14 protein-coding genes, 1 rRNA gene and 1 pseudogene are annotated in these 22,608 nt (G+C 72.0%); 1 reads left to right on the forward strand and 15 read right to left on the reverse strand.

Translation table 11 applies throughout. The features are described from left to right. Window positions 1-38: 38 nt before the first annotated feature. The 14 genes and pseudogenes from AAEM63_RS12725 to AAEM63_RS12790 all read right to left on the reverse strand — a co-directional run bounded on the left by AAEM63_RS12725 (window position 39) and on the right by AAEM63_RS12790 (window position 20,762). Window positions 39-1,562 (reverse strand): 16S ribosomal RNA (locus AAEM63_RS12725). 813 nt (window positions 1,563-2,375) lie between these two features. Beyond that, a complete protein-coding gene (locus tag AAEM63_RS12730) occupies window positions 2,376-4,193 on the reverse strand; it encodes an L-lactate permease (protein WP_341358632.1) in 1,818 nt (605 codons plus the stop codon). A 433-nt stretch (window positions 4,194-4,626) separates the two neighbouring features. Beyond that, complete coding sequence (locus AAEM63_RS12735; protein ID WP_341358633.1) at window positions 4,627-6,147, reverse strand: heterodisulfide reductase-related iron-sulfur binding cluster; 1,521 nt, start codon at window positions 6,145-6,147, stop codon at window positions 4,627-4,629. Continuing rightward, a complete protein-coding gene (locus tag AAEM63_RS12740; RefSeq protein WP_341358634.1) occupies window positions 6,147-7,391 on the reverse strand; it encodes an FAD-binding oxidoreductase in 1,245 nt (414 codons plus the stop codon). The genes AAEM63_RS12735 and AAEM63_RS12740 overlap by 1 nt, the downstream gene beginning before the upstream one ends. Then, entirely contained in the window at window positions 7,391-8,851 is a 1,461-nt protein-coding gene (locus AAEM63_RS12745) for an FAD-linked oxidase C-terminal domain-containing protein (RefSeq protein WP_341358635.1), read from the reverse strand. Before AAEM63_RS12745 ends, AAEM63_RS12740 begins: the two co-directional genes overlap by 1 nt. Before the next feature lie 160 nt (window positions 8,852-9,011). Beyond that, a complete protein-coding gene (gene aceB / locus AAEM63_RS12750) occupies window positions 9,012-10,598 on the reverse strand; it encodes a malate synthase A (protein WP_341358636.1) in 1,587 nt (528 codons plus the stop codon). A 128-nt stretch (window positions 10,599-10,726) separates the two neighbouring features. Next, window positions 10,727-11,758: an allantoicase gene (gene alc / locus AAEM63_RS12755; RefSeq protein WP_341358637.1), complete on the reverse strand. Its 1,032-nt coding sequence runs from the start codon at window positions 11,756-11,758 to the stop codon at window positions 10,727-10,729. After that, window positions 11,755-13,080 (reverse strand): allantoinase AllB, encoded by a 1,326-nt coding sequence (allB, locus tag AAEM63_RS12760; RefSeq protein WP_341361364.1) that lies wholly within the window; start codon window positions 13,078-13,080, stop codon window positions 11,755-11,757. Before allB ends, alc begins: the two co-directional genes overlap by 4 nt. 42 nt (window positions 13,081-13,122) lie before the next feature. Further along, window positions 13,123-14,214 (reverse strand): annotated as a pseudogene (locus AAEM63_RS12765) (glycerate kinase); the annotation flags it as partial. A gap of 83 nt (window positions 14,215-14,297) precedes the next feature. Continuing rightward, a complete protein-coding gene (gene gcl, locus AAEM63_RS12770) occupies window positions 14,298-16,073 on the reverse strand; it encodes a glyoxylate carboligase (protein WP_341358638.1) in 1,776 nt (591 codons plus the stop codon). Between the two features lie 220 nt (window positions 16,074-16,293). Beyond that, the gene (locus AAEM63_RS12775; RefSeq protein ID WP_341358639.1) at window positions 16,294-17,172 is read right to left on the reverse strand and encodes a 2-hydroxy-3-oxopropionate reductase; all 879 of its coding nucleotides are present in this window, start codon (window positions 17,170-17,172) and stop codon (window positions 16,294-16,296) included. A 25-nt stretch (window positions 17,173-17,197) separates the two neighbouring features. Beyond that, entirely contained in the window at window positions 17,198-18,004 is an 807-nt protein-coding gene (locus AAEM63_RS12780) for a TIM barrel protein (protein ID WP_341361365.1), read from the reverse strand. Between the two features lie 92 nt (window positions 18,005-18,096). Beyond that, on the reverse strand, window positions 18,097-19,350 hold the full coding sequence (locus AAEM63_RS12785; RefSeq protein WP_341358640.1) for an aldolase/citrate lyase family protein: 1,254 nt from the start codon (window positions 19,348-19,350) through the stop codon (window positions 18,097-18,099). After that, window positions 19,347-20,762, reverse strand: a complete 1,416-nt coding sequence (locus AAEM63_RS12790; protein WP_341358641.1) for an NAD-dependent malic enzyme — start codon at window positions 20,760-20,762, stop codon at window positions 19,347-19,349. The genes AAEM63_RS12785 and AAEM63_RS12790 overlap by 4 nt, the downstream gene beginning before the upstream one ends. A 208-nt stretch (window positions 20,763-20,970) precedes the next feature. On the opposite strand from AAEM63_RS12790, the gene AAEM63_RS12795 reads away from it, so the two are divergent. Next, window positions 20,971-21,666: an IclR family transcriptional regulator gene (locus tag AAEM63_RS12795; protein ID WP_341361366.1), complete on the forward strand. Its 696-nt coding sequence runs from the start codon at window positions 20,971-20,973 to the stop codon at window positions 21,664-21,666. 9 nt (window positions 21,667-21,675) lie between these two features. Here AAEM63_RS12795 and pucL read toward each other — a convergent pair whose 3' ends face one another. Then, window positions 21,676-22,602, reverse strand: coding sequence for a factor-independent urate hydroxylase (gene pucL, locus AAEM63_RS12800; protein ID WP_341358642.1), 927 nt, complete (start codon window positions 22,600-22,602; stop codon window positions 21,676-21,678). Between the last annotated feature and the right edge of the window lie 6 nt (window positions 22,603-22,608).

Here is a 22,608-nt window from a genome sequence, read left to right on the forward strand (position 1 = left end):
CCCAAGGGGGGACGCGGATGCGCTGTGAAGCTCCTTAGAAAGGAGGTGATCCAGCCGCACCTTCCGGTACGGCTACCTTGTTACGACTTCGTCCCAATCGCCAGTCCCACCTTCGACGGCTCCCCCCTACAAGAGGTTGGGCCACCGGCTTCGGGTGTTACCGACTTTCGTGACGTGACGGGCGGTGTGTACAAGGCCCGAGAACGTATTCACCGCAGCGTTGCTGATCTGCGATTACTAGCGACTCCGACTTCATGGGGTCGAGTTGCAGACCCCAATCCGAACTGAGACCGGCTTTTTGGGATTCGCTCCACCTCGCGGCATCGCAACCCTTTGTACCGGCCATTGTAGCATGCGTGAAGCCCAAGACATAAGGGGCATGATGATTTGACGTCATCCCCACCTTCCTCCGAGTTGACCCCGGCAGTCTCCCATGAGTCCCCGGCATAACCCGCTGGCAACACAGGACAAGGGTTGCGCTCGTTGCGGGACTTAACCCAACATCTCACGACACGAGCTGACGACAACCATGCACCACCTGTACACCGACCTTGCGGGGCACCCATCTCTGGATGTTTCCGGTGTATGTCAAGCCTTGGTAAGGTTCTTCGCGTTGCATCGAATTAATCCGCATGCTCCGCCGCTTGTGCGGGCCCCCGTCAATTCCTTTGAGTTTTAGCCTTGCGGCCGTACTCCCCAGGCGGGGCACTTAATGCGTTAGCTGCGGCACGGAACCCGTGGAATGGGTCCCACACCTAGTGCCCAACGTTTACGGCATGGACTACCAGGGTATCTAATCCTGTTCGCTCCCCATGCTTTCGCTCCTCAGCGTCAGTAACGGCCCAGAGACCCGCCTTCGCCACCGGTGTTCCTCCTGATATCTGCGCATTCCACCGCTACACCAGGAATTCCAGTCTCCCCTACCGCACTCTAGTCTGCCCGTACCCACTGCAGGCGCGAGGTTAAGCCTCGCGTTTTCACAGCAGACGCGACAAACCGCCTACGAGCTCTTTACGCCCAATAATTCCGGACAACGCTTGCGCCCTACGTATTACCGCGGCTGCTGGCACGTAGTTAGCCGGCGCTTCTTCTGCAGGTACCGTCAACCCGAAGGCCTTCTTCCCTACTGAAAGAGGTTTACAACCCGAAGGCCGTCATCCCTCACGCGGCGTCGCTGCATCAGGCTTGCGCCCATTGTGCAATATTCCCCACTGCTGCCTCCCGTAGGAGTCTGGGCCGTGTCTCAGTCCCAGTGTGGCCGGTCACCCTCTCAGGCCGGCTACCCGTCGTCGCCTTGGTAGGCCATCACCCCACCAACAAGCTGATAGGCCGCGAGCCCATCCCCAACCGATAAATCTTTCCACACACCACCATGCGATAGCGCGTCATATCCGGTATTAGCCACGGTTTCCCGCGGTTATCCCGAAGTCAGGGGCAGGTTGCTCACGTGTTACTCACCCGTTCGCCACTAATCCACCAGCAAGCTGGCATCATCGTTCGACTTGCATGTGTTAAGCACGCCGCCAGCGTTCGTCCTGAGCCAGGATCAAACTCTCCGTTAAAAAACACTCGCCAAACCACACCCAAAAGCGCGGCCGACAAACCATACGAAGAGCACACCCCCAACCCACCAAAGCAGGCCAAGGGCAAACCCATGACTACACACACCCAGACCCAACCGGGGGCCAGGACCAGGCGCGATAACCAAAACAAAACAAAGACCCCAGACACCACAACCAACCCCCCACCACAAAAGCAGGAGACCAGCCACGACACCCAGAATCAAATGGCATCAAAAACTTGGCACACTGTTGAGTTCTCAAGAAACAGACACACACCACCCAGACCCGAAACAACCCTCGGACCCGAACTGGGGCAACCTCTCTAACTTATACCCCCCACCGCACCCAGTCAACTTCACCAGTTTCCCAGCTCCATCGACCGAACCACGCCGGCCAGGCACCCACCAACGACCGCAGCACAAGACCACGAACCGAAGAGGGAAAGTCTCCGCGGGACCGGCCACCATCACGGTGTCCGTACCTCCCTGGCGGGACTCAGAAATATTAAGCAGCCCCCACCCCCACCGTCAAACCCACCCACCATGGCCTACACCACACCCCACCAGCGCGGCCCCTCGGACGGGGCGAGCCCGCCGTGGCGCCACCTCCCGAGCACCGGCAGGCGTCGCAGGCGGCGCGGCGGTCACCGTGTCCGGGCTCCGCGGAGCTCGCCTCCCGAGGACCGAGCTCCAGTCGACCTCCCACGGTGGGCCTGCGGATGAGACCCGGTCCGGGACGACGCGACCCCCCGGCCGTGGCCGGGGGGTCGCGTCGTCCGTCGAGCAGCCAGCCGTGGAGGCGGCCGGAACGGGGTCAGAGCTTCGCGAGCTGCAGCTCCTTGTTGTCGACCTGGTGGGCGGTCCAGAGCTTCCACGCGACGACAGCGAGGACGAGGTAGACCGCGACGAAGAGGACGAGGCCGATGTTGAGGCCGATCCCGAAGATCCACATGTACGCGATGGCACCCGCGGCCAGCACGTAGTACGTCATCGGGATGATCGTCTTGCGGATGAGGTCGCCCTCACGGCCGAGGAGGCCCACCGTGGCCGCGGCGGCCACGATGTTGTGGATGGCGACCATGTTGCCCGCCGCGCCACCGACGGCCTGGGCGGCCACGACGGTCTCGGGGCTGGACGCCCCGATCCCCTCACCGGTGGAGAACTGGAACAGCGAGAACATCATGTTCGACACGGTGTTGGACCCCGCGACGAACGCGCCGAGCGCGCCGATGGTCGGGGCGAGGATGGGCCAGTTCTGCCCCATGAGGTCCGCAGCGCCCTCGGCGAGCGTGAGTGGCATGGAGTTGTAGCCCGAGTCGTTGAAGTTGGTCCCGGAGTTGATGAAGATCCGGACGAGCGGCAGGGCCGTGAGCAGCGCGAAGGCCGCCCCGAGCAGCTGGCCGCTGGCAACCTTCCAGGACGCGGCGATCTTCTTGCTGTTCATCCGGTGCAGCACGTAGGTGATGAGGATGGCGAGCAGGAAGATGGCGCCCGGGGAGTACAGCAGGTCCATGTTCTGCGAGATGCCCGAGCCGAAGATGTCCTGGACCTTGATGACCGCCGGACCCGTGAGGAACGCCTTGACGGCGGGGATGTTGCGGGTGATGAGGAGCAGCGCGGCGACGATGACGTACGGCGCCCAGGCGCGGGTCATCGACATGCGCTTGGTGAGGTGCGAGGCCTCCTCGAGCGGGTCCACGGTTCCCATCCACCGGGGGCTCCACCGCTCGCGGGGCGGGAAGTCCCAGACGTCCTTGGGCATGAGGAAGCCCTTGGACGAGGTGTACATGACCACGACGAGGCCGATGAACCCACCGAGCATGGAGGGGAACTCCGGGCCGAGCAGGTAGGCGACCGCCAGGTAGGGCAAGATCATGGCCAGCGCTGCGTAGAGAGCGAACGGGGCCACGGCGAGGCCGGCTCGGAAGTCGCGCTTCTCACCGAAGAAGCCGGTCATGAGCGTCACCATGAAGAGCGGGACGAGCAGGCCCACGACGGCGTGGATCGTGGCCACCTGGGTGGCCGTGTGCGCGACGAACTCGCTCTGGTCCAGGCCGAGGGCCCCCGCACGAGCGGCGGCGTTCTCGACGAGGGTGCCGTCGGTGCCCGACAGGCCCGTGCCGATACCGACGTTCATCGGCGTCCCGACGGCGCCGAAGCTCACCGGCGTGGACTGGATGATCAGACCCGCCATGACCGCCGCCATGGCCGGGAAGCCGAGAGCGAGCAGCAGGGGCGAGACGACGGCGGCCGGCGTGCCGAACCCGGCGGCGCCCTCGATGAACGAACCGAAGAGCCAGGCGATGATGATGACCTGCACCCGGCGGTCCGCGCTGATGCGGGTGAACCCGGCCCGGATGGTGTCCAGTGCTCCGCTCTTGGTGATGGTCTCGAGCAGCAGCAGGGCCCCGAAGACGATCCAGAGCAGACCGATGGCGATGAGGACGCCCTGCACGGTCGAGGCGGCGATGGCGTTCCAGCTCATCTGCCAGACCGCTGCGGCGATGATGACCACGGCCACCAGGCCGACCGGCATGGCGTACTTCGCCGGCCAGCGGAATCCGATGAGGAGCGTGCCGACGATGATGATCGGCAACGCTGCGAGTAGTGCCAGTACAGCTAGGTTGTCCACGAGCCCCCCCAGGGACCGGCACCCTCGCCGGTCATGTCCGTGAATTTCACGATACGGAAACTATGGTTCACGTATCGGAGTAACGACAGGACAGTAGCCCGCATCACACCGCGAGGGCAATACCCCAGACGACTTCCGATAACAAGGGTCGCAGGGCTACCCCGGGTCAACCGGACGAGTCGGGCGCGGTCAACCGGACGAGTCGGGCGCGCAGCCGGGAGAGTGGGTGCAGCGGGCAGCCGGAAATGCCCCCAGCGGGCACGGGGAGCAAAGCTGACCCCAGCCGGCACGGGAGCGAGGCTGACCCGCGGGCGCGGGAACAACGGCGACCACGCGAGCCAGCGGGCGCGCGCGAAGGAGCGGCGCCGCTCAGGCGACGCCGCTCCACGTGCCAGGGTGGGCGCTCAGGGCGCCGATCCGCGGAGGGCCGGGATCAGCCGCACCCACCCGCGCCGCAGGCGCACGTACCGCACCCTCCGCCCGTCGCCTCCGCGGCGGCCGGCACCACCTCCGGGGCGGGTCCCGCGCCGAACCGGCCCACCTTCGGCCGGGTCGGGTCCTTGCGCGGTGGGTTCTCCAGGAGTGTCTGGGCCGGCAGCCCGCGCAGCGACGCGTCGAGCACGAGGATCATGTGCGCCGTCGCCATGTGCTTGCCCTGGCGCCCGAGGGCGTCGGTGATCTGCAGCAGGCACCCGGGGTTGGACGTCACGAGCAGCTCGGCCTCGGTGGCCGCGACGTTCGTCGCCTTGCGGTCGCCCAGCTCGCGCGCCGGCTCGGGGCGCACGAGGTTGTAGATGCCGGCTGACCCGCAGCACAGGTCTCCGTCGGCGATCTCCTTGAGCGTGAGCCCGGGGATCCCGCGCAGGAGCTGCCGGGGCTGGGCCCGCACCCCCTGGGCGTGGGAGAGGTGGCACGCGTCGTGGTAGGCGATCGTGACGGGCAGCGGGTGCCGCTGGGCGACGGGACCGAGCTCGACGAGGATCTCGGAGATGTCGCGGACCTTCTCCGAGAACGCCCGCGCGCGCTCGGCGTAGGCGGGGTCGTCCGCCAGGAGGTGCGCGTAGTCCTTCATGGTCGAGCCGCAGCCCGCGGAGTTGACCACGATGCGCTCGACGCCGGCGTCGCTGAACGCGTCGATGAGGGCACGGGCGTACCGCAGGCCCTCCTCCTCGCGCCCGGCGTGGACCGACAGCGCCCCGCAGCACTCCTGCGCGGGCGGGGTGACGACGTCGCAGCCCTCGAGGTTGAGCACCCGCACCGTGGCGGCGCTGACCCCGGGGTAGAACTCCCGCTGGACGCAGCCGAGCAGCATCCCCACGGTCATCCGGCGGGGCCCCCTGGCGGGCATGACCTCCGGGATGCGCACCTGGCGCTGCACGGGCGGGGCGATGGCCTCCATCGTGGCCAGCGTCGGGGAGATCCTCTCCAGGACCCCCGAGCCGCGAACGAGCCTGGACAGCCCGCTGCGCTGGTACAGGGCCAGCGGCCCACGCATGAGCCGGAGCCGGTCCGGCCGGGGGAACAGGGCGAAGATCGCCTCGCGGACGGCCCGCTCCCCCACCGACCGGTGCTGGGAGCCGCGCCGCTGGACCTGCTGGCGGGTGGCCTCGATGAGCTTGTCGTACTGCACGCCCGAGGGGCAGGCCGTCACGCACGCCATGCACCCGAGGCAGTTGTCGATGTGCTCGACCATCGACGGGCTCATCGGCTCGCCCTCGAGGCCCTCCTTCATGAGGTAGATGCGCCCCCGGGGGGAGTCCATCTCCTCGCCCCAGAGGTTGTAGGTGGGGCAGGCCGGCAGACAGAACCCGCAGTGCACGCAGTCGTCGATGAGCTCGCGGGCGGGCGGGTGGTGGTCGTCGAAGGCGGCGAGCCCGAGCACGTCCGGCAGCGTCGTGCCCGACTGCGCCGGCTCCGCCGAGCCCATCGTCCCCTTCGTCGCGTCGACGCTCATCAGATACCTCCCACGAACCGGCCCGGCGCGAGGTTGCGTCCGGGGTCGAGCTGCTCCTTGATGCCTCGCATGAGGCCGAGGCCGGCCACCGGTCCCCACACGTCGAGCCCGTCTCGCAGCTCGGCCGGGGCCGTGAGGACGACGACGGTTCCCTCCCGCGGGCTCGGTGCCGCGGCGCGCAGGTCCGCCAGGACCGCCGCGACGGCGTCGGGCGCGGGGGCCGTGATGCCGGCGTGGAGGACGCCGAGGGCGCTGCCGCGCAGCGCGACGGACGCACCGTGGCGCTGCTCGCTCGAGCGCGCCGCGGTGAGGAGGTCCGCGACCCCCGTGAGAGTGGCGGTGGCCTTGGCGGTGACGTCCCCGCCGGGCAGGCGCGCCCACCACGAGGGCTGCTCGCCGACGTCGCCGCCGACCAGGGAGAGGGTCTGCTCGGCCCGTGCGGTCACGGCCTCCTCGGTGCCCTCCAGGAGCACCGCGACCGTGGCCTCGTCGCTGCCCGCGGGGCGGTCGATCTCGACCGCGGCGGGGGCGAGCCGGGAGGCGACGACGGTGCGCGCCAGCTCGGCCGCCTCCGCGAGGGGGGCGCTGCGCAGGACGAACCGGCGGGCCGGTCGCACGGGGTGGAGCCGGAACGCCGCGCGCACGATGACCCCGAGGGTGCCGTAGGAGCCGGTCATGATCTTGGCCAGGTCGTACCCGGCGACGTTCTTGACCACCTTGCCGCCCGACGTCGCCACCGTGCCGTCCGCGAGGACGACCGTGGTGCCCAGCACGAGGTCGCGCAGGGCGAGACGCTGGAGCCGGCGCGGGCCCGTCGCGGCGGTCGCGAGCGCGCCGCCGATCGTCGAGCCCGCCTCGAGGCGCTCGCGCGGCACGTCCGCCACGAGCTCCTGCCCGGCGCGGCCGACCTCCTCCTGGAGGTCCTTCAGCGCCAGCCCCGCCTCGGCGACGACGACGAGGTCACCCGCCTCGTGCTCGACCAGACGGTCCAGGCCGCGGGTGTCCAGGATGAGGTCGACCCGCTCGGGCGGGACGCCCCACGTCAGCGCGGTGCCCGCCCCGCGGGCGACGGTCACCAGGCCCTGGCCGGTGGCCTCGCGCAGGAGGGCGGAGGTCGCCTCGACCGAGGTGGGCCGGGCGACGGCGGCGGCGCTGACGCCGTCGACGGTGTCGGTGTCCTGCGCGGGGCGGACCTCGCCCGCGCCGTCGAGGCTGCGGGCGAGTGCGGTGATGTCGATGCTCATCAGAAGACCTCCGCCAGTCCGGCTTCCTGCAGGGGGTGGGCGCCCTGGTGACGGCCGGGACGCTCGCCGCACAGCCGCGGCGTGGGGAAGACCTTCCCCGGGTTGGAGATGCCGGCGGGGTCGAAGGCGCACCGCACCGCCTGCATGGTGGCCAGGTCGTCCTCGGAGAACATGCGCGGCATGTACTTCGCCTTGTCCGAGCCCACGCCGTGCTCACCGGTGATGGACCCGCCGTTGGCGATGCACAGGTCGAGGATGCCGCCGGCGACCTCCTCGGCCCGCTCGGCCGCGCCCTCCTCGGCGTCGTCGAAGAGGACGAGGGGGTGGAGGTTGCCGTCCCCGGCGTGGAAGACGTTGGCGACCCGGACCCCGCGCTCGGCGGACATCTGGGCGATCTCGCGCAGCACCTTCGGCAGCGCGGTGCGCGGGATGACGCCGTCCTGGACGATGTAGTCGGGGCTGATCCGCCCGACGGCGGCGAAGGCGGACTTGCGGCCCTTCCAGATGAGGGCGCGCTCGACGTCGTCGGCGGCGACCCGCACCTCGAAGGCACCGGCCTCCTGGCAGTGGCGCACCACCTCGTCGAACTCCCCCTCGACGTCCGCGGCCGCGCCGTCGAGCTCGACGACGAGGACGGCCCCCGCGCCGGCGGGGTAGCCGCAGTGGACCGCCTTCTCGGCGGCCTCGATGGCCAGGGCGTCCATCATCTCGATGGCCGCAGGGATGACGCCCGCGGCGATGATCGCCGAGGTGGCCGCCCCGGCGTCGTCGGTGGAGGCGAAGCCGGCGAGGATCGTGCGGACGTCCTCGGGGAGGCGGGTCAGGCGCACGGTGGCGGCGGTGACGATCCCGAGGGTGCCCTCCGAGCCCACGAGGGCACCGAGGAGGTCGTAGCCGGGCGGGTCGGGCGCCTTGCCGCCGATCTCGACGAGCTCCCCGCCCGGGGTGACGAGGTCGAGCCCGGTGACGTGGTTGGTCGTGAAGCCGTACTTCAGGCAGTGGGCGCCGCCGGAGTTCTCCGCGACGTTCCCGCCGATGGAGCACACCGACTGGCTCGAGGGGTCGGGCGCGAAGTAGTAGCCGTCGGGCGTCGTGGCCTGGGTGAGGCGGAGGTTGATGACGCCGGGGTCGACGACGGCGCGCTGGTTCGCCGCGTCGATCTCGCGGATGTCGCGCATCTGGGACATCACGACGAGGACCCCCTCCGCCCGTGGCAGCGCCCCGCCGGACAGGCCCGTGCCGGAGCCGCGCGCGACAAACGGGACCCGCAGGTCCGCGCAGGCGCGCACGGCCGTCGCGACGTCGGCCGCGTCACGGGCCAGGACCACCAGGCCGGGGACCACCTTGTACTGGGCGAGCCCGTCGCACTCGTAGGTGCGCAGCCGTTGGCGGTCGGTGATGACCTGCTCGTCGCCGAGCTCGGCGACGAGCCGGGCGGTGACCTGCTCCAGCGGGTCCATGGCAGCCTCCTTGGTGCCTGCTCCCCGTCCGGGGAGGGGTCGTCACGGGCCCGGGGGTGCCGGGCCCGCACCCGCCGGCGACAGCCGGTGGGGCCGTGCGGGGCGCGGCGGGGAGCCCCCGCCGCGCCCGTGCGGCGGGCGTACCCCGCCGCGGTGCGGCCTACGGCATCCGCTCGTAGGCCGGGAGGGTGAGGAAGTCGGCGTAGTCGTCGGCGACGGCGACCTCGAGGAACGTCTCCCTGGCGCGGTCGTAGTCCGAGGCCTCGCCCGGCAGCTTGGCAATCTCCTCGGCGACGATCCGGTCGATGAGCTCCCGGGTCACCTTGTGCCCGGTGTCGGCGAGGGTGACGTCGTTGTGGAGCCACTGCCACACCTGCGAGCGCGAGATCTCCGCCGTCGCGGCGTCCTCCATGAGGTTGAAGATCGCCACCGCACCGAGCCCCTCGAGCCACGCCTTGAGGTACTGGATGCCGACGGAGATGTTGTTGCGCAGCCCCGCCTCGGTGACGTCGCCGGGGGTGGCGGAGACGTCGAGGAGCTGGGCCGCGGTGACGTGGACGTCCTCGCGCCTGCGGTCGAGCTGGTTGGGCCGGTCGCCGAGCTTGTCGGTGAAGACCTCCTTGCACAGCTCCACCATGCCGGGATGGGCCACCCAGGAGCCGTCGAAGCCGTCCTCGGCCTCGCGGGTCTTGTCCGCGCGCACCTTCTCGAAGGCCGCGGCGTTGACCTCGGGGTCCTTGGAGGGGATGAAGGCCGCCATGCCGCCGATGGCGTGGGCGCCGCGCTTGTGGCACGTGCGCACGAGCAGCTCGGTGTAGGCGCGCATGAACGGCACCGTCATCGTCACCGCGTTGCGGTCGGGGAGCATGAACTCCTTGCCGCGGGTGCGGAAGGACTTGATGACGGAGAACATGAAGTCCCACCGTCCGGCGTTGAGGCCCGCGGAGTGCTCACGCAGCTCGTAGAGGATCTCCTCCATCTCGAAGGCCGCGGGGTAGGTCTCGATGAGGACGGTCGCGCGGATGGTGCCCCGCGGGATGCCGAGCGCGTCCTGGGCGAGGTTGAACGCGTCGTTCCACAGCCGCGCCTCGAGGTGCGACTCCATCTTCGGCAGGTAGAAGTACGGCCCGAGGCCCTTCTCGATCTGGCGCAGGCCCGCGGTGGCGACGTACAGGGCGAAGTCCACGAGGGAGCCGGAGGTCTCCTCGCCGTCGACGAGGATGTGCTTCTCGGGCAGGTGCCAGCCGCGCGGGCGGACCACGATGGTGGCGAGCTCGTCGTCGGCGCGGAGCTTGTACTCCTTGCCGTTCTCGGCGGTGAAGTCGATGGTGCGGTTGATCGCGTCGAGCAGGTTGAGCTGGCCGCCCACCACGGACTCCCACTGCGGGGTGTTGGCGTCCTCGTGGTCGGCGAGCCAGACCTTCGCGCCGGAGTTCAGCGCGTTGATGGTCATCTTGCGGTCGGTGGGGCCGGTGATCTCCACCCGGCGGTCGACGAGCCCGGGGGCCGGCGGGGCGACCTGCCAGCTCTCGTCCTCGCGCACGTGCGCGGTCTCCGGGAGGAAGTCCAGGGTGCCCCCGTTCGCGAGGTCGGCGACCCGCGCCGTGCGCGCCTCGAGGAGCTCCAGGCGCCTGGCGTTCAGCTCACGGTGCAGCCGTGCGACGAGGTCGAGCGCGGCCGGGGTGAGTACCTCCTCGTACCTCTCGCCGATCGGTCCGGTGATCTCGAGACCCTGCGTGGTGGTCAAATGACTCCCCTACTTTCGCGATACGGAACGACATGTCTTCCCAGTGGAAACTGTAGACGTGGGCTCATCCCTGGTCAACGCGAGCCGCCAGGTAGGCCGGAGCCGTGACGCCGCTGCGCCAGACCCGTTCACCGGCGTTCCGCCCACCGCTGCCGGGCCTCCTCCAGCGCCTCGGCCGCGACCTCGCCCCACACCCGGAACCGGCTCAGACCGCCGTCGGGGTAGACGTCCAGACGCACGTGGGTGGCCTCGGCGGCCACCGCCGTGAGGAACCGGTGCCGCGTGTCCGGCTGGACCGCGACCCGGGGCAGGATCTCGGTCCAGGTGGCGCCCTCGAGGTCGCCGTCCAGGACGTCGGCCGCACTCACCCGCACCCAGCCGGGCGCGTTGCCGACGTAGTAGCCGGTGTCGATCTCCAGGTGGCGGGCGGTACCGCGCCGGCCGAGCGCGAAGACGGCGAAGTCGTTGCCGCCCCCCCGGCGCCGGGCGTTCTCCCACCCCTCCCCCATGTTGCGGGCCCGGCCGGGCATGATGATCTGCGCCGGCGAGGAGTAGAAGGCGTCGGACGTGGCCGCGAGGCGCCCGCCGTTCTCCGCGGCGACGAGGTCGATCGTGCCGGTGAGGAAGCGCGGGTCCTCGACCACCTCGCCGTGCACGCGCAGGCGGGCCACCCCGCCGTCGGGGTAGATCGACAGGCGCACGTGGGTCCACCAGCGACCGTCCTCGACCGCGTAGTAGTTCTTGGTGTCGCCGGCGCAGTCGGTCCTTGCGACGAGGGTGGTCCACTCGGCCTCGGCGAGGTCGGCCACGGACGGGTACCCGTCCGCCGCCGTGGCCTCGACCGAGATGAAGGGGGGATAGTTCCCGCGGAACCAGGCGGTGTCGACGACGACGCCGCGCACGACGCCCGGCGCCCCCAGCCGGACGATCGCCCAGTCGTTGCCGGGCTCACGGCGACGGCGGGTCTCCCAGCCGTCGTACACCTTGCCCTTGTGGCCGAAGTCGCCGGGGTCGAAGGCCGCCGGCCACGGGTTGATGAGGTTCTCCCGCTGGGCGAACAGCTCGTCGTTGGCGGCGATCACGCCGGCGCCGAGCGAGCGGGACGCCAGGTCGGTCAGGGCGGTGAAGTCGGGGGCGCCCGCGTCGGCGGCGTGGTTCATGCGTCTCCTCGTCGTAGCAGCGTCCCGGTGGGGACGTCGGTGATGGTCCGGCCGCGCAGCAGGGTGCGCCGCACGACGCCGGTCAGGCGGCGGCCGGCGTAGGGGGTGACCGGGTTGCGGTGGTGCAGGCGCGCCGGGTCGACGTCGAAGGACTCCTCCGGCGCCAGGACGGCGAGGTCGGCGTCCTTGCCCGGCGCGATGGCCCCCTTGCGGTCCAGCCCGACCAGGGCGGCCGGCGCGGTCGACATCCACCGCACCACCTCCTCCAGCGCCACCCCTCGGGACCGGGCCTCGGTCCACACCGCCGCGAGGCCGAGCTGGAGCGAGGCCACGCCGCCCCAGGCCTCGCCGAAGTCGCCGGTGTCGAGCGCCTTGAGGTCCGGGGTCGAGGGCGAGTGGTCGGTGACGACGATGTCGATGGCGCCGTCGCGCAGGCCCTGCCACAGCGCGTCCTGGTTGGCGGCGCCGCGGATGGGCGGGCAGCACTTGAACGCGGTGGCGCCGTCCGGGACGTCCTCGGCCTCGAGGGTGAGGTAGTGGGGGCAGGTCTCGACGCTGACCCGCACGCCCTCGGCGCGGGCGCGGGCGATGAGGGGCAGCGCGGCGGCGTCGGAGAGGTGCAGGACGTGCACCCGGGCGCCGGTCCTCGCCGCGGCGCCGAGGAGGGTGGCGATCGCCGCCTCCTCCGCGGCGGGCGGGCGCGAGGCCAGGAAGTCCGCGTAGCGGGGGCCGTGGGGCTCGGGCGCGGCGCCGATGACGCCCGGGTCCTCGGCGTGGACGACCATGAGGGCGTCCAGCCGCGCCAGCTCGGCCAGGTCCCGCTCGAGCTCGGCGGCGTCGAGGTGGCCGAACTCCTCGACCCCGGAGTCGACGAGGAAGCACTTGAAGCCCATGACGCCCGCCTCGTGCAGCGGGGCGAGGTCGGCGGTGCTGCCCGGGACGGCGCCACCCCAGAAGGCGACGTCGACGTGGACGCCTCCCTCGGCCTCGGCACGCTTGACCTCCAGGGCCGCGACGTCGGTCGTCGGCGGGACGGAGTTCAGCGGCATGTCCACGATGGTCGTCACGCCCCCGGCGGCCGCGGCCCGGGTGGCGCTGGCGAAGCCCTCCCACTCGGTGCGGCCCGGCTGGTTGACGTGGACGTGGGTGTCCACCAGACCGGGGACGAGCACCTCGTCCTCGGCCAGGTCGAGCGTCTCGGTCGCGACGAGCCCGGCACCGAGGTCGGCGACCTCGACGACGACCCCGTCGCGCACGCCCACCTCGGCCGCGCGCCACCCCTGCGGGGTGAGGACCCGGCGGCCGCGCACGACGAGGTCCAGCGGCGCGACGGCGGGCCGGCCGTCGAGGTGCGCGGCGGCGATCCGCTCGGCGAGACGCTCGAGCAGCGGCCCCGCCTCGGCGATGCACGTGGCGACGTCGGGCTCGAGGTCGGTGAGGGCGTGGACGGCCGCGATGCCGGCGGCGCGGGCCCGGGCCGGGTCGAGCGTGGACGACCCGCACACGGCGACCACGGGCACGGCGCCGGCGGCTGCGGCCACCCCCACCGGGGCCTTGCCGTGGAGGGACTGCTCGTCGAGGCTGCCCTCGCCGGTGACGACGAGGTCCGCCCCGGCCACGCGCGCGGCGAAGCCGGCGAGGTCGAGGACCACCTCGATCCCCGGCCGGCGCCGGGCGCCCAGCAGCAGCAGGGCGAACCCGACGCCCCCGGCGGCGCCGGCCGACGGCGCCGAGGCCAGGTCCTGCGCACCGTCCGCGCCGGCGCGCGCCAGGGCCCGCACCCAGGTGGCGAGGGCCGCGTCGAGCTCGGCGACGGCGGTGGGGTCGGCGCCCTTCTGCGGGCCGTACACCGCGGCGGCGCCGTGCGAGCCGAGAAGCGGGTTGTCGACGTCGGAGGCCAGCACGAGCGTGGCCGCGCCGAGCCCGGGGTGGAGGCCGGCCAGGTCCACGCCGGTGACGTCGGCCAGCGCCGCCCCGCCGTCGGGCAGCTCGCCGTCCGGACCGGTGAGGCGGGCCCCGAGAGCGGCGAGCATCCCCGCGCCGCCATCGGTGCTGGCCGAGCCCCCGATGCCGACGACGACCTCCCGGGCCCCGGCGTCGAGGGCGTGGGCGATGACCTCGCCCAGCCCCCGCGAGGAGGCGCGCCGGGCGGTCGTGGGGTCGGGGTCGAGCATCTGCAGACCGGTCACCGCCGCCATCTCCACCACCGCGGTCCCGCCCCGGCGGGCGTACCTGGCGTGGACGGGCTCGCCCAGCGGGCCGGTGGCCCCGACGGCGACCGGCTCGAAGCCGGCGGCGAGCGCGGCCTCGACCGTCCCCTCGCCGCCGTCGGCGACCGGCAGGACGTCGACGTCCAGGTCCGGGACGGCGCGCCGGAGTCCCGCGGCCAGGTGGGAGCCCACCTGTGCCGCCGTCAGCGAACCCTTGAACTTGTCCGGGGCGAGGACGACCTTCATGACCCCATCCCAGCAGAGGGCGCCGACGTCTGCCCGCTCTGTGCCGTGCGCCTGCTCCGCACCCCCGGACCGTTCAGCACGGCTCAGTCCAGCATCGCGGCGGCCGTGGTGGAGTCCTCGGCCGAGAGCACGATGTCCTCGAACTCGTTGACGCCGTCGAGCTCGGCCCCCATGGGGATGTTGGTGACCCGCTCGAGGATGACCTCGACGACGACCGGGACGCGGAACTCCTGCGCGGTGGCCTGAGCCTTGGTGAAGGCGGTGGCCAGGTCCTCCGGGTCCGTCACCCGCATGGCCTTGCACCCGAGCGCCTCGGCGACCTTGACGTGGTCGACGCCGTAGCCGCCGCCGTCGGGGGAGTTGACGTTCTCGAAGGCGAGCGAGACGTGGTAGTCCATCTCGAAGGCGCGCTGCGACTGCCGGATGAGGCCGAGGTAGGCGTTGTTGACGACGACGTGGACGTAGGGCAGGTGGTGCTGGGCGCCGACCGCGAGCTCCTCGAGCATGAACTGGAAGTCGTAGTCGCCCGAGAGCGCCACCACCTCGGCGTCGGGGCGGGCGGTGGCCACCCCGAGCGCGGCAGGGCCCGTCCAGCCCAGCGGCCCCGCCTGCCCGGCGTTGACCCAGTGCCGGGGCCGGTAGACGTTCAAGTGCTGGGCGCCGGCGATCTGGGACAGACCGATGGTCGTGACGTAGACGGTGTCCCGGTCGAACGCGCGGTTCATCTCCTGGTAGACCCGCTGGGGCCTGATGGGGATCTCGTCGAAGTCGGTCCGGCGCACCAGCTCGCGCTTACGGGCGGCGGTGGCCTCGACCCAGGCCGAGCGGTCCGGCAGGGCGCCGGCGTCGCGCCGCTCGCGGGCCACCTCGACGGCGAGCGCGAGGAAGGCCTTCGCGTCGGAGACGATGCCGAGGTCGGGGGCGAAGACGCGCCCGATCTGGGTGGGCTCGATGTCGACGTGGACGAAGGTGCGGCCGCAGCGGTAGGTGTCCAGGCCGCCGGTGTGGCGGTTGGCCCACCGGTTGCCCACGCCGAGGACGAGGTCGGACTCCAGGAACGTCGCGTTGCCGTAGCGCTGGGAGGTCTGGATGCCGACCATCCCGGCGGCGAGGCGGTGGTCGTCGGGAATGGTGCCCCAGCCCATGAGGGTGGGGACGACGGGGACGTCGAGGGTCTCGGCGAGCTCGACGAGGAGGTCCTCGCCGCCGGAGTTGACGATGCCACCACCGGCCACGAGGAGCGGGCGCTCGGCGGCGCCGAGCATGTCCAGCGCCTTCTCCACCTGCGCGCGGGTCGCGGCGGGACGGACGACGGGCAGCGGCTCGTAGGTGTCGGGGTCGAACTCGATCTCGGCGGTCTGGACGTCGATCGGCAGGTCGATGAGCACCGGTCCGGGCCGGCCGGACCGCATGAGCTGGAACGCCTGGGCGAGGACACCGGGGACCTGCCCCGCCTCGAGGACGGTCTTGGCCATCTTCGTCACGGGGGCCGCGATGGCGGCGATGTCGACGGCCTGGAAGTCCTCCTTGTCCAGCTTCGCCACCGGCGCCTGGCCGGTGATGCACAGCATCGGGATCGAGTCGGCGTGGGCGGCGTACAGGCCGGTGATCATGTCCGTCCCGGCAGGCCCGGAGGTGCCCACGCAGATGCCGATGTTGCCCGGCGCCGCCCGGGAGAACCCGTCGGCCATGTGGGAGGCGCCCTCCATGTGGCGGGCCAGGACGTGACGGATGCCGCCGTGGCGGCGCATCGCGTCGTAGAACGGGTTGATGGCGGCGCCGGGCAGCCCGAAGGCCTGGGTGGCGCCCTCCTTCTCGAGGATGGCGACGGCGGCGTCGACGGCTCGCATGCGAGGCATGTCGGTCTCGATTCTTCTGCGGCGGGCTGGGCCCGCTGGGTGCTCGGATGGGTGCGGCGCCGGGCGGGCCGTCACGGCGTCGTGACGAGCGCCCGTGGCGCGGGTCGCCGTTGTGGCCGGCGCGCGGTGGGTCGGTGCGCCCGCCGGCGTTGTGGCCGGCGCGCAGTGGGTCGGTGCGCCCGCCGGCGGTGGGGCCGGCGGGCGGTGGGGCGGGTGGCGGTCAGTCCGAGCGGCCGGAGAGCCGCTCGACCACGCGGAGGAGGCCGGAGTGGTCGAGCCCGCCGTCACCGTTCGCCCGGGCCGAGGCCATGAGCTGGGCGACGACCGCCCCGAGCGGGATGACGACGCCGGCCTCCCGAGCGGCGGAGGTGACGATGCCGAGGTCCTTGTGGTGCAGCTCGATGCGGAACCCGGGCTCGAAGGAGCGGTCCAGCATCTTCTGGGCCTTCTGGTCGAGCACGGCCGAGCCCGCGAGCCCCCCGCCGAGGACCTTCACGGCGGCGGCGGTGTCCACGCCGTAGGCCTCGAGGAAGATCACCGCCTCGGCGAGGAGGGCGATGTTGCCGGCCACCATGAGCTGGTTGGCGGCCTTGACGGTCTGGCCCGAGCCCGACGGACCCACGTGGACGATCGTCTTCCCGACCGCCTCGAGCACCGGCTGCGCGGCCGCGAAGTCCTCGGCGGAGCCGCCGACCATGATCGACAGGGCGGCGTTCTTCGCGCCGGCCTCGCCGCCGGAGACCGGGGCGTCGAGCAGGCGGAAGCCCTTCTCCCGCGCCTGCTCCGCGAGCTCGGCGGTGACGTCGGGACGGATCGTGGAGAAGTCGATGACCAGCGCGCCCGTGGCGGCGTTGGCGAAGACCCCGTCCTCGCCGGCGAGCACCTCGGTGACGTCCGGGGAGTCCGGCACCATGACGGCGACCACCTCGGCGCCGGCGACGGCGTCCGCGACCGAGGACGCGGCGGTGCCGCCGGCCTCGACGAGGGCACGGGTCTTCTCCAGGCTGCGGTTGTACCCGGTGACGTCGTGCCCGGCGTTCTGCAGGTGGACGGCCATCGGGCTGCCCATGATGCCCAGGCCGATGAATGCGATCTTCATGGAGGTCCTTCCGTCTCGGTGGCGCTCAGGCCCGGGCGGCGCGCTGCTCGCGCGGGAGCCAGGCGAAGGGGTCGGCGTCGGTCGTCTTGTACTCCAGGCCCACGGGTCCGGCGTAACCGCCGGCGCGCAGGTCCTCGATCCAGCGGGAGATGGGCAGCTCGCCCGAGCCGGGCGCGCCGCGCCCCGGGGCGTCGGCGATCTGGACGTGCGCGACCCGGTCGCGGTAGGCGGCCAGGTCCGCGTCGACGTCCCCGCCGTTGACGGAGATGTGGAAGACGTCGAGGAGCAGCCCGAGGTTCGTCTCGCCGTGCTCCTGCGCCACCCGGTCGAGCACGGCGACGACGTCGGCGGAGGACTTCAGCGGGTACGCGGGCGTCCCGGAGACCGGCTCGAGCAGGACCGTCCCGCCGATCCGGCCCACCGCCCGGGCGGCCAGGGCGAGGTTCTCCGCACCGACCGCGTCCTGGACGGCGGGGTCGGCGCCCTCGACCCGGTTGCCGTAGAGGGCGTTGAACGCCCGGCAGCCGGTGCGCTCGCCGATGGCGGTGACGACGTCGAGGTTCGCGCGCAGCTCCTCCGAGCGCTCGGGCCACGAGACGAGCCCGCGGTCACCGCCGGGCATGTCACCGGCGTTGAAGTTCAGGCCGGTGAGCGCCACCCCGGCGTCGTCGATCGCGCGGACGAGCGTGTCGACGTCGGCGGCGTCGGGGGCCGAGGTGGGGAACGGCCACCACAGCTCGATCCCGTCGAAGCCCGCGGCGCGGGCTGCGGCGGGGCGCTCGAGCAGCGGCAGGTCCGTGAGGAGGATCGAGCAGTTCACGGTGTACGGGATGGTCACCCTGGCCTCACTTCCACATCATGGAATGTTGCTTCCTAGTTGTGAAAGCCTAAGGGTGACCGCCGCACGGGTCAACCCCGGGCGCCTCACCCCCGCCCGGCGGCGAGCCTGGCCACCTGGGACGGGTCGAGACCGGCCGAGCGCAGCTCCTCGCCGTCCACGGCGCCGCAGTCGAGACCGCGGCGCAGGAACCACGCCAGCGCGCGCGCCGTGGCCGGCTCGTCGAGGACGCCGCCCGCCGCGCCGTCCAGGTAGGCGCCCAGACGGTCCGTGGCCGTGGCGAGGCCCTCCCGGTAGAACGCGTACGTGGCCGCGAACCGGCTGGGCAGCTGGGCGGGGTGGAGGTCCCAGCCCTGGTAGTAGCCGCGCTCGAGCGAGCGGCGGACGAGCCGGCCGTGCAGCGACCAGGCCTCGCGCACCCGATCCGGCTCCCCCACCGGCAGGACGTTCGTGGAGCCGTCGGACAGGCGCACGCCGGTGCCGGCCGCGGCGAGCTGCATGACGGCCTTGGCGTGGTCGGCGACGGGGTGCTCCATGGACTGGTGGGCCGCGGCGATCCCCAGGGCTGCGGAGTAGTCGTAGGTCCCGTAGTGCAGCCCGCTCACCCGTCCGGCCCCCGCGTGCACCATGGCCGCGACCGGGGCCGTGCCGTCGGCGCCGAGGATCGCCTGGGGGGTCTCGACCTGGACCTCGAAGCGCAGGCGCCCGGGGGCCAGCCCGTGCGCCCGCTCGAGGGCCGCGCAGACGAGGACCATCGCCCGGACCTGGTCGACCGAGGTCACCTTCGGCAGGGTCACGACGAGGCCGGCCGGCAGGTCGCCCGAGCCGGCCAGGCCGGAGAGGAACAGGTCGAGCGAGCGCAGGCCGCGCGCGCGGGTGGGCCGTTCGAGGCTCTTGAACCGGATCCCCACGAAGGGGGTGGCGGTGCCCGCGTCGAGCTCGGCCCGCAGGTGGCGCGCGGCGGCGAGGGCGACGTCGTCCTCGGCGTCACCGTGGTCGCCGTAGCCGTCCTCGAGGTCGATGCGCAGGTCCTCGACCGGCTCGCGGTCGAGCTTCTCCGCCACCCGCCGCGCGACGTCCTCGCGCAGCGGGTCCGCCACGCCCACCGCCTCGACGAGCGCCGCCGCGCCGCCCGCGGTCTCGACCGCCTCCAGCGCCTGCCGGCCCCAGTCCTGCGCCAGCCCCGCCCGGTAGCGGTCGGCCGGCACATAGACGGTGTGGACCGGCTGGCGCGAACCGTCGTCGCCCGGGTAGGCGCCGGAGAGGTGGGCGTCGGCCGCGGCGAGGAGCTCGTCGACGGCGGCGAGGTCGGCGCCGTCCAGGACGGTGCGGGCCGTCACCGCTCGGCCTCGGCGGCGGACCCGCCCTTCTCGGCCACCGTCTGGGAGCGCACGGCCTCGGCGACGGCCTCGGCCACGCGGTGGTCGAAGACGCCGGGGATGATGAAGGCGCCGTTGCGCTCGTCGTCGCCGACGACCTCGGCGATGGCCACGGCCGCCACCCGCAGCATCTCGTCGCTGATGACGTGGGCGCCGGCGTCGAGCAGGCCGCGGAACAGACCCGGGAAGGCCAGGACGTTGTTGATCTGGTTCGGGTAGTCCGACCGGCCGGTCGCCACGACGGCGGCCGTCTCGCCGGCCTCGATCGGGTCCACCTCCGGGGTGGGGTTCGCCAGCGCGAAGACGATCGCGTCGTCGTTCATGGTGGCCACGTCTGCCCCGGTGAGGATGTTGCCGGCGGAGACTCCGATGAAGACGTCGGCCCCGGCCATGCCCTCCTTGAGCGTGCCCGTGAAACCCTCCTCGTTCGTGTTCTCCGCGATCCAGCGCCGGTACTCGTCGCCGTTGGTCGCCCCCCGGTGCAGGGCGCCGCCGCGGCCGAAGCCGATGATGTGGCGGGCCCCCTGGGCCTTGAGCAGCCGGATGATCGCGCTGCCCGCGGCGCCGACGCCGGAGACGACGATGCGCACGTCCTCGAGCTTCTTGTCCACGACCTTGAGGGCGTTGATGAGCGCGGCAAGGACGACGATGGCCGTGCCGTGCTGGTCGTCGTGGAAGACGGGGATGTCGAGCTCCTCGCGCAGGCGCGCCTCGATCTCGAAGCACCGCGGGGCCGAGATGTCCTCGAGGTTGACCCCGCCGTAGACCGGCGCCAGCGCCTTGACGATGGAGATGATCTCCTCGGTGTCCTTGGTGTCCAGGCACACCGGCCACGCGTCGACACCGCCGAACTCCTTGAACAGCGCCGCCTTGCCCTCCATGACCGGCAGCGCGGCCGCGGGCCCGATGTCGCCCAGGCCGAGGACGGCGGTGCCGTCGGTGACGACCGCGACGGTGTTGCGCTTGATGGTCAGGCGCCGGGCGTCCTCCGGCTTCTCGGCGATGGCCAGGCAGACCCGGGCGACGCCCGGGGTGTAGGCGCGGGAGAGGTCGCGGCGGGTCTTGAGCGGGACCTTCGCGTTGACCTCGATCTTGCCGCCGAGGTGCATGAGGAACGTCGAGTCGGACCACTTCAGGACGTGCACGCCCTCGAGGGCGTTGAGGGCCGCGACGACCCGCTCGCCGTGCTCGGTGTCCACGGTGTCGCAGGTGACGTCGACGGTGAGCTTCGTCGGGGAGGAGTGCGCGATGTCGACGCCCATCACCGCGGCGCCGGCCTCGGCGACGGTCGAGACGACGGTCGACGTGGCGCGCTGGGAGGCGGGGACCTCCACCCGCAGGGTGATGGTGTAGCTGGGGCTGGGCATGACCATGGCGTTCTCGTTCCTGTCGGGCGGGGGCGACGTCGCCCCGCCGGTGATTTCGTTATCTGGAAGACTAGTTCTGCCAAGCGAACTCTGGTAGGCATTGTGGTGGCAGGTCGTGGGACGAGCCGGTTCCCACCGGCGGCGGGAGGAGCAGCAGGTGTCGAGCAGCCAGGGCGTGCAGTCCGTGGACAGGGCGATCGACCTCCTCGAGGCGATGACCGACCTCGGCGGCGACGCCACCCTCAGCGAGCTGGCGGCGGCCTCGGGACTGCCGATGCCGACCATCCACCGGCTCATGCGCACCCTCGTCGCCCGCGGCTACGCCCGGCAGGCGCCCTCCCGCCGCTACACCCTCGGCCCCAACCTCATCCGGCTCGGCGAGGGGGCCGGCCGACAGCTCGGCGCCGGGGCCCGGCCGCACCTCGAGCAGGTGGCGCGTGAGCTCGGCGAGACGGTCAACCTCGCGATGATCGACCGCGACATGGCCGTCTACGTCGCGCAGGCCGCCTCCGGGCACTCGATGCGAATGTTCACCGAGGTGGGACGCCGGGTGTTCTGCCACTGCACCGGCGTGGGCAAGGCCGTGCTCGCCCAGCTCCCCGACGCGACGGTCCGCGAGATCGTCGCGCGTGCAGGGATGCCGGCCCAGACCGAGCTGTCCATCACCGACCCGGACGCGCTCATCACCGAGCTCGACCGGATCCGCGCCCAGGGCTACGCCGTCGACGACGGCGAGCAGGAGCTCGGGGTGCGGTGCTACGCGGTCGCCGTGCCGGACGCCCCCACCCCGGCCGCGGTGTCGATCTCCGGGCCCGCGGTCCGGGTGACCGACGCGTTCGGCGAGCGGGCCGTCCCGGTGCTCCAGGAGGTCGCCGCCCGCATCACGGCCGAGCTGCTCGGCACCCACTGACCGCCCCGCTCAGCAGAAGCCGGTCACGCTCGCCCAGGCGCGGGGCTCCGGGTCTACGTCGGTGCGGCGCACCTCGGCCTCGATGAGCCCGTAGGGCCGGTCCGCCGCGTAGAAGACCTCGCCGGGGTTGTCCAGGCCGAAGGGCTCCAGGTCCACGAGGAAGTGGTGGAGGTTCGGCATGGAGAAGCGGATCTCCCCGATGTCGCCGTGCTCGGCGAGCACCCGCTCGCCCATCCGGTACAGCGTCTGCTGGAGGGCGAGGGAGTGGACGTCGGCGAAGGTCTCGAGCATGATCCGGCGGACGTCGGCGAAGACCGCGTCGTAGTCGACCTCGTCGAGGTAGCGCCAGCGGGCCGTCACCGACGTCGCGAGGATCCGGTCCGCCGTCTCCGGCAGCGTCGTGTAGCGGTCCTTCGGGAAGCCGTGGAACTCCGACCCGGTGGACTTCAGCACCGCCAGGTCCTCCAGCCCCGCCACGACGAAGACGTCGTCGCCGTCGCGCTGGACGACGGCGGTGCGGGTCTCGGTGCCGCCCCGGACGAAGGCGTGGTCGTGCGTGCCGTCGGTGACGTGGGACGTCAGGGCGCTCGGGATGCGGTCCCAGGAGTACTGCTGGACCGCCCACCGCCCACCGGTGACCCAGTCGAAGGACGACGTGAAGTGCTCGGCCAGGCGCAGGGCGAACGCCTCGGGCGCCCCCACGCCGTCGCGGGCGAGGGCGAAGACGGTGTTCTTCTGGGTGTCGGTCGGGACGACCGGGGCGTTGTCGCCCTCGGTGTGGGCGACCGTGAACTCCCCGCGCAGCTGGGACGTGACCGACAGGTCGGTGATGCGGTGCCGCTCGGTGTCGCGGTCGATGCGCACCAGGCGCACCTCGGCCTTGCCGTACTGGTTCTCGCCCAGCGCGATCGTGGGCGTCGCCGTGCTCTCGGTCATGCTCGC

Origin of the sequence: Georgenia sp. M64 (assembly GCF_038049925.1) — a bacterium.
In the GTDB taxonomy this organism is placed as follows: Bacteria; Actinomycetota; Actinomycetes; order Actinomycetales; family Actinomycetaceae; genus Georgenia.

What these genes read in the sequence shown, in the direction of transcription:
- alc (WP_341358637.1), bottom strand. Translation starts at nt 11,758, where the DNA reads ATGAACCACGCCGCCGACGCGGGCGCCCCCGACTTCACCGCCCTGACC.
- AAEM63_RS12745 (WP_341358635.1), bottom strand. Translation starts at nt 8,851, where the DNA reads ATGGACCCGCTGGAGCAGGTCACCGCCCGGCTCGTCGCCGAGCTCGGC.
- AAEM63_RS12740 (WP_341358634.1), bottom strand. Translation starts at nt 7,391, where the DNA reads ATGAGCATCGACATCACCGCACTCGCCCGCAGCCTCGACGGCGCGGGC.
- AAEM63_RS12795 (WP_341361366.1), top strand. Translation starts at nt 20,971, where the DNA reads ATGACCGACCTCGGCGGCGACGCCACCCTCAGCGAGCTGGCGGCGGCC.
- AAEM63_RS12735 (WP_341358633.1), bottom strand. Translation starts at nt 6,147, where the DNA reads ATGAGCGTCGACGCGACGAAGGGGACGATGGGCTCGGCGGAGCCGGCG.
- pucL (WP_341358642.1), bottom strand. Translation starts at nt 22,602, where the DNA reads ATGACCGAGAGCACGGCGACGCCCACGATCGCGCTGGGCGAGAACCAG.
- gcl (WP_341358638.1), bottom strand. Translation starts at nt 16,073, where the DNA reads ATGCCTCGCATGCGAGCCGTCGACGCCGCCGTCGCCATCCTCGAGAAG.
- AAEM63_RS12790 (WP_341358641.1), bottom strand. Translation starts at nt 20,762, where the DNA reads ATGGTCATGCCCAGCCCCAGCTACACCATCACCCTGCGGGTGGAGGTC.
- AAEM63_RS12775 (WP_341358639.1), bottom strand. Translation starts at nt 17,172, where the DNA reads ATGAAGATCGCATTCATCGGCCTGGGCATCATGGGCAGCCCGATGGCC.